Origin of the sequence: Nocardioides sp., assembly GCF_035429765.1 — a bacterium.
In the GTDB taxonomy this organism is placed as follows: domain Bacteria; phylum Actinomycetota; class Actinomycetes; order Propionibacteriales; family Nocardioidaceae; genus Nocardioides.
In genome coordinates, this window is record NZ_DAOMFK010000118.1 from 1 (window position 1) to 7,161 (window position 7,161).

The 7,161-nt window shown below is 71.8% G+C and carries 5 protein-coding genes and 1 pseudogene; 2 read left to right on the forward strand and 4 right to left on the reverse strand.

All coding sequences use genetic code 11. The features are described 5' to 3' along the window. The 4 genes from PLP61_RS11355 to PLP61_RS11370 all read right to left on the reverse strand — a co-directional run. Positions 1-882 (reverse strand): ABC transporter ATP-binding protein (locus tag PLP61_RS11355; protein ID WP_324502828.1); only part of this gene is annotated, 882 nt, incomplete at its 3' end. Positions 883-886: 4 nt separating this feature from the next. Continuing rightward, positions 887-1,816 (reverse strand): ABC transporter permease, encoded by a 930-nt coding sequence (locus tag PLP61_RS11360; RefSeq protein ID WP_324502829.1) that lies wholly within the window; start codon positions 1,814-1,816, stop codon positions 887-889. Between the two features lie 49 nt (positions 1,817-1,865). Next, positions 1,866-2,909, reverse strand: a complete 1,044-nt coding sequence (locus PLP61_RS11365; RefSeq protein ID WP_324502830.1) for an ABC transporter permease — start codon at positions 2,907-2,909, stop codon at positions 1,866-1,868. Beyond that, positions 2,906-4,699, reverse strand: a complete 1,794-nt coding sequence (locus tag PLP61_RS11370; protein WP_324502832.1) for an ABC transporter substrate-binding protein — start codon at positions 4,697-4,699, stop codon at positions 2,906-2,908. Before PLP61_RS11370 ends, PLP61_RS11365 begins: the two co-directional genes overlap by 4 nt. A 27-nt stretch (positions 4,700-4,726) precedes the next feature. Between PLP61_RS11370 and PLP61_RS11375 the strand changes: the two genes are divergently transcribed. Together PLP61_RS11375 and PLP61_RS11380 are read left to right on the forward strand one after the other, a co-directional pair. Beyond that, positions 4,727-6,913 carry a prolyl oligopeptidase family serine peptidase gene (locus PLP61_RS11375; RefSeq protein WP_324502833.1) on the forward strand — a complete coding sequence of 729 codons (2,187 nt, stop codon included), beginning with the start codon at positions 4,727-4,729 and terminating at the stop codon, positions 6,911-6,913. After that, positions 6,910-7,161: pseudogene (locus tag PLP61_RS11380) on the forward strand (hypothetical protein); the annotation flags it as partial. The gene PLP61_RS11375 and the pseudogene PLP61_RS11380, both read left to right, overlap by 4 nt.

The window sequence follows — 7,161 nt, forward strand, 5'->3', positions numbered from 1 at the left end:
CGCGAAGGCGCACCCGGGCGGCAGCGCCCGCGGGTCCGGGGGGTCGCCCGGCAGACCCGCGGGCGCGTAGCGCGCCGCCGGGTCGCCGACCTTGGGGAACGCCGCGGAGAGGGCCTCGGAGTAGGGATGCAGCGGGTGGGTGAACACCGCACCGGCGGGGCCGTACTCGACGACGCGTCCGGCGTACATCACCACGATCCGGTCGCACAGGTCGGCCAGCACCGAGAGGTCGTGGCTGATGATCATCATGCCGACGTCGAGCTCGTGGACCAGCCCCGCGATGACCTCGAGCACCTGGGCCTGCACCATCACGTCGAGCGCAGTCGTGGGCTCGTCGGCCACGATCAGCCGGGGCCGGCAGGCCAGGGCCATCGCGATCATCACGCGCTGGCGCTGGCCTCCGGACAGCTGGTGCGGGTAGTCCTTCGCCCGCCCCGGGCCCAGGCCGACCTGCTCGAGGAGCGCCGCGATGCGGTCGTCGACCTGGGTCGAGGACACCTTGGGCTCGTGCAGCCGGATCGGCTCGGCGATCTGGCGTCCGACCCGCTGCACCGGGTTCAGGGAGTGCAGCGCACCCTGGAAGACGATCGAGGCGCCCGCCCAGCGCAGCGCGCGCAGGTCCCCCCACCGCATGGTCAGCACGTCCTCGCCGTCCATGAGCACCCGGCCGGTCACGGTGGCGTTGGCCGGCTGCAGGCGGAGCACGGTGCTCGCCAGGGTGGACTTGCCGCACCCGGACTCGCCCGCGACCCCGACGATCTCGCCCCGCCGCACGGTCAGGTCGACGTCACGGACCGCGGGCAGGCCGCCCTCGGCGGTGCCGTAGGTCACCGAGACCCCCTGCATCTCGAGCAGGGGCGGCGCGGCCCCCGGCGTGGTCATCGCGTCACCGCTCCCTGAGCCGGGGGTCGAGGATCTCCTCGATCGCCTTGCCGATCAGGGTGAACGACAGCACCACCAGCACCACGCACAGGCCCGGCGGGATGATGAACCACCAGGCGCCGGCCGTGGTGGCGCCGATGTCGAACGCGTCGTTGAGCATGGTCCCCCACGAGACCCGGGTGGGGTCGCCCAGCCCCAGGAAGCTGAGCGTGGTCTCGGTGAGGATCGCCACCGCCACGGTCAGCGTGGTGTTGGCGAACACCATCGGCATCACGTTGGGCAGGATGTGGCGCACGATCTGCCGCCAGCGGCCAGCCCCGAGAACCCGGGACCGTTCCAGGAAGGCCCGCTCCTTCACCGAGAGCGTCTGGCTGCGGATCAGCAGGGCCGTGCCCGGCCACGAGGTCACGCCGATGACGATGATGATGGTGCTCAGGGACGGGCCCAGGACCGTGGCGAGCACCAGGGCCAGCGGCAGGAACGGGAGCACCAGGAACCACTCGGTGAAGCGGTACAGCACCGCGGCCGGCCAGCCCGTGAGGTAGCCCGAGGCGAGGCCGATCAGGGTGCCCAGCACCATCGAGATCACGGTGGCCGTGAGCCCGACCAGCAGGGAGATCCGCGCCCCCCAGATCAGCTCGGCCAGGATCGGGCGGCCGTTGTCGTCGGTGCCGAGCCAGAACCGCGTCGAGGGCGGCTCGAGGATCCCACCGGGCGCCTTGGTCACCTCCAGGGTGTCGGCGTCGGCCAGCAGTGGGGCCGCGAGCGCCAGCACGATGAAGACACTGAGGACGATCAGGCCGGCCAGACCGGACCGGTGCCGCCGGAAGACCGCCCACCCGCGCCTCCATGCGTCGCGCCGCTGCTGCCTGGCCAGCTGCCGCGGTGTGAGCCGGCCGGGGGCGGGGCCTGGGGCGGCGTCGCCGGCGCTCATCCGGGGTCCCCGCGGCGGTGTGAGCGGAGCGAGCAGCGTCGTGGGGTGTTCATGTCCGCACCCTCGGGTCCAGTGCGCCGTACAGCAGGTTCGCCGCCAGGTTGGCGAGGATGACACCGGTGGTCGCCACCAGGAAGGTGCCCTGCAGCACGGGGTAGTCGGGATAGGCCAGCGCCTCGGTCGCCAGCAGGCCCAGGCCCGGGATCGAGAAGACGGTCTCCACGGTGATCGCCCCGCTGACCACGAACCCGATGTTGAGGGCGACCACGGTGGTCGTCGGCAGCAGCGCGTTGCGGACCGCGTGCCGGTTGCGTACCTGGAGGTCGCGCAGCCCCTTGGCCCGGGCGGTGGTGAGGTAGTCCTCCCTGAGCTCGCCCAGGATCGAGCTGCGCATGATCAGCTGGTAGTCCGCGAGGTAGGCCAGCGTCAGCGTGGTCACCGGCAGTACCAGGTGCCATGCGGTGTCCAACCAGTACGCCGGGGTGCCGGGGGTCATCCCGGGTGAGTGCAGCCCGCCGGTCGGGAACACCCCGGGCAGCGGACCGACCCCCACCGCGAAGCCCATGATGAGCAGCAGCCCGAGCCACCACTCCGGCATGGAGTACAGCGTGAGGGACGTGGCGGTCGAGGTCTGGTCGAAGGTCCCGCCCCGGTTCCAGCCGCCACGGATCCCCGCCCACACCCCGATCAAGGTCGCCAGCACCGTCGAGGTCCCCACCAGCAGCAGGGTGGGCCACATGGCGTCCTTGATCAGCTCGGTCACCGGGACCCGGAAGCTCAGCGAGATCCCGAGGTCCCCGGTCACGATGCCCTTGGCGTAGATGACGAACTGCTCCCACACCGACTTGTCGAGGCCGTAGGCGCGCCGGAACTCCTCGAGCTGCTCCGGCGTGGTGAACCGGCCCCGGCCCAGCGTCCGGGCGGGGTCACCGGGCAGCACCCGGAAGAGGAAGAAGCTCGCGGCCAGCATGAACACCAGGCTGCCCAGGGAGCCCAGCACCTTGCCGAGGAGGTAGCGGCCGTAGCCACGCCATCGCGCCGCGGCAGTCCCCCCGGCGGGAGCCAGCTGCTCCGACTGGGCGACCAGCGTCACTCGCGGTCCTCCGCGCTGCTCCGGCGCCGGAGCACCACCACCGCGCCGATGCCGAGGACCGCCAGCGCGGCGACCCCGAGGGCGACGACCACCCCGGTCCCGGTGCCGGACTCCTCCCCGGAGTCACCCGCAGCGACGGGCGTGATGTGCGAGTAGTTGTAGGTGCCGAACTGCTGCAGCCACACCCCGCCGGGATCCGGCTGGGGGCGGAAGCCCTCGAACCGGTCGCTGCGGTAGGCCTCGCCGGTCTTGTCGTAGGTCGTGACCAGGTAGGGCGCGTCCTCGTAGAGCATCTGCTGCATCTGCTTGATCATCTCGGCGCGCTTGGTGTCGTCCAGCTCGACCCGCTGCGCCTCGTAGAGCGCGTCGTACTCCTTGTCGCAGTACCACGAGTCCGACCAGTTCCCCCGCTGGCCGCACGTGAAGTAGGACAGCATGGAGTCCGGGTCGGGGTCGACGTACCAGCCCCACTCGAAGACGTCGAAGTCGCCGTCGAGGATGATCTGGGTCAGCTTGCTCGACTCGACCGGGACCACCTTCGACTCGATCCCCAGCTCGGCCAGCCACTCGGAGAAGAAGTCCATGGTGTCCCGGGAGGAGCCCGAGTCGGACCTGGCGTGCAGCCGCAGCTCCCCGATCGGGCTTCCGTCCGGCATCGTCCGGAGCCCGTCGTCCCCCATGGTGTAGCCGGCCTCGTCGAGCAGCTGGCCGGCCTTCTCCAGGTCGAAGGTGAACTTCTCGTCCTCGGGCACCTCCCATCGGAAGGTCGGGAACGACGGGGGCACGATCGTGGTGCCCGGCTGGGCCGCACCCTGGAAGGCCTTCGCCGCGATCTGGTCCAGGTCGAGGGCGTAGCCCAGGGCGTAGCGGAACTTCGGGTCCTGCACCGCGGGGTTGCCGTCGCCCATCGGCTCACCGGTCTCCAGGTCGACCGCGCCGGCGTTGAACGCGATCTGGTTGAAGGACGGGGAGAGCCCGAGGTTGGTCTCGACGTTGTCCTCCTTGGCCAGCCGGTCCACCACCAGGGGCGACACCTCGTCCACGAAGTCGATCTCGCCCTTGATGAGCGCCTGCGCGGCCGGGTCCTCGGCCTTGAAGACCCGGAACGTGACGCCGTCGATGTGCGGAGCCCCCTGCCAGTAGTCCGGGTTGGCCTCGAAGCGGTACGTCGACCCCCCGGCCGTGCCCTCGACGAGCCGGAACGGCCCCGAGCCCACCACCGGCTGGCCGTCGGTCGGCTCGTTGGCGTAGCTCTTGACCTCGCTCTCGCTGACGTCCTTCCAGATGTGCTCCGGGATGATCGGGATGGGCAGCAGTGGGAGCACGGCGTTCGGCTTCTTCAACGTGAGCACCACGGTCGTGTCGTCCGGCGCAGTGACCGACTCGACACCTCCGAGGTAGCTGCCCCAGGTCGCGGCCTCGGGGCCCCCGTCGATGACGCGGTTGTAGGTGTAGGCGACGTCCTTCGCGGTCAGCGGCTCCCCGTCGGACCACTCGATGCCGTCGTGGACGCGGAAGGTCCAGGTCAGCCCGTCCTCGGAGGTCTCCCACTCCTCGGCCAGCCCGGTGGGCTGGACCGACATGTCCTCCATCGAGTAGCCGATGAGGTAGTCGTACATCAGGCCCCACATCTCGTAGGACTCGGCCTCGATCCCCAGGAACGGGTTGAAGGAGTCGACCTCGTTGGTGAACCCCACGGTGAAGATGTCGTCGCCGGCGGCCGCGGCGGGCCCGGCTCCGACACCGAGCGCCGCAGCCATCGCGCACAGGGCCAACGCGAGTGCCGGCACGAGCCCGGCCCGGGTACGGTGTCGCCCGTGACCGCCGGTGACCGTCCTCGCCCGCCCGTCGCCCGTCGCGACGACGGCTTCGCCCACACCGAGCACGGCGTGATGCGCCCCGACCCGTTCGCGTGGATGCACGACGCCGACTCCCCCGACGTCTTGGCCCACCTCGTCGCCGAGCGCGACTGGTACGACACCTCGGTTGCCCATCTGCTCCCCTTCGTCGCGACCCTTCGGGCCGAGATGATCACCCGGCTCCCCCAGGTGGACCTGTCGCCCCCGTGGCGCCGTACCCGCTTTTCCTACTACACGCGGCATCCTGCGGGAAGTGACTACGCCCAACTGTTGCGGGAAATTCGCAGGCCCGAGACCGCCTCCGCGACGGAAACCGATCCGCAGGCCCCCACCGACGCCGAAAACCGTGCGGGAGAGGTGCTCCTCGACGTGGGCGGCCTGGCGACCGGCAGTGGCTACCTCGAGCTCGGCCTGAGCATGGTCAGCCCGGACGAGGACCTGCTGGCCTACTCCGTCGACACCACCGGTGACGAGGTCTTCGCGCTCCGGTTCCGGGACCTGCGCACCGGTGCCGACCTGGCCGAAGAGGTGCCGCGGACCTACTACGGGGGCGCCTGGAGCGCCGACTCGGCCTGGTTCCTCTACACCGTGCACGACGAGGCCTACCGCCCGTTCCAGGTGTGGCGGCACCGGCTGGGCACCCCGGTCTCCGACGACGTGCTCGTCCTCACCGAGCCCGACGAGAGGTTCGAGGTGACCCTGCGGGAGACACGGACCGGCGAGCTCGTCGTGGTGTGGAGCGAGTCGAACAGCACCAGCGAGGTCTGGGTGCTCGACGCCGCGGACCTCAGCCGGGCACCCCGCTCGGTCGGCGGCCGGCGACCGGGCGTCCGCTACCACGCCGAGCCGCGCCGGCTGCCCGACGGCTCACGGGACCTGCTCGTGGTCACCGACGACGACGCGGTGGAGCTCCGGCTGATGCGTGCACCGGTGCCGGACGATGTGGGCCAGGACTCCTCGACCTGGGTCCAGGTCCGGCCCGAGTCACCTTCGCAGCGACTGCTGCGGGCCGACGCCTTCGCCGAGGGTGTGGTGCTGACGCTGCGGACCGGTGGCGGGCAGTGCCTCGTGCTGGTGCCGCACGACGACCTCGCCGGAGCGCGGGGTTGTCAGCGACTCGAGAGCGAGCTCCCCGGCGGTGAGGTCGCCCTGGCCCGCACGCCGCTGTACGACGACGGCAGCGTCACCGTGCGCGAGGAGTCCTGGCTGCAGCCCGCCGAGTGCCGCTCCTGGGACCTGGGCAGCGGAGCGCTGCGCCCCGTGTGGCGGCAGCAGGCCCCGGGCTTCGACCCCTCGCGGTACCTCACCGAGCGGCTCACGTTCCCGTCGCCGGACGGCACCGCCGTGCCGGTGACGCTGCTGCGGCACCGCGACACCCCGCTGGACGGCACGGCGCCGGCCCTGGTCTACGGCTACGGCTCCTACGAGGCGGTCTTCGAGCCCGAGTGGGACCCGGCGTTGCCCAGCCTGCTGGACCGGGGGCTCGTCTACGCCTTCGCCCACATCCGCGGCGGCGGGGAGATGGGCAGAGCGTGGTACCTCGACGGGAAGCTGCGCCACAAGCAGCACACCTTCGACGACCACGTCGCCGTGGCCGACGGCCTGGCCGCCGCCGGGCTGGTCGACCCGGACCGCATCGTGACCCGTGGGCTCAGCGCGGGCGGCCTCCTCCAGGGGGCGGTGTTCTCGCAGCGACCGGACCGGTGGTGCGCAGTCGTGGCCGAGGTGCCCTTCGTCGACGTGGTGACCACGATGTTCGACGCGGCCACCCCGCTCACCGCCACGGAGTGGGAGGAGTGGGGCGACCCACGCGTGCGCGAGGAGTTCGACTGGATGCTGGCCTACTCGCCCTACGACAACCTGCCGCCGGCGGGATCCCGGCCCGACCTGCTGGTGACCGGGGCGCTGCACGACCCGCGGGTGATGGTGCGCGAGCCGGCCAAGTGGGTCGCCGCGCTCCGGGCCACCGATCCGGAGTGGTCGCCGCGCTGCCTGTTCCGGGCCGAGACCGGCGCGGGGGCCCACGTCGGCCCCTCGGGCCGGTTCGGCCACCTGGCCTACGAGGCCGAGATCTACGCCTGGGTGCTCGACCGGGTCGGCCTGGCGCCCACGGACCGGGACGGCGCGTCCGGAGCGCCGGCGTGACCGGGCCGACGCCGCCCGCCGACCTGCACGCCGAGGTGCTGCAGGTCGCCCGGGACCTGATCCGGATCGACACCACCAACGGCAACGAGACGCCGGCCGCGGCGTACCTCGCCGAGTACCTGGCGCGGCGGCTGGCCGGCACCGACGCCGAGCAGGTCGTGGAGATCGACCTGGTGGCCCGGGACCCCGCCCGGGCGAACCTGGTCGCCCGCCTCCCCGCCGACCCGTCACGAACGGCGCGCGACCCG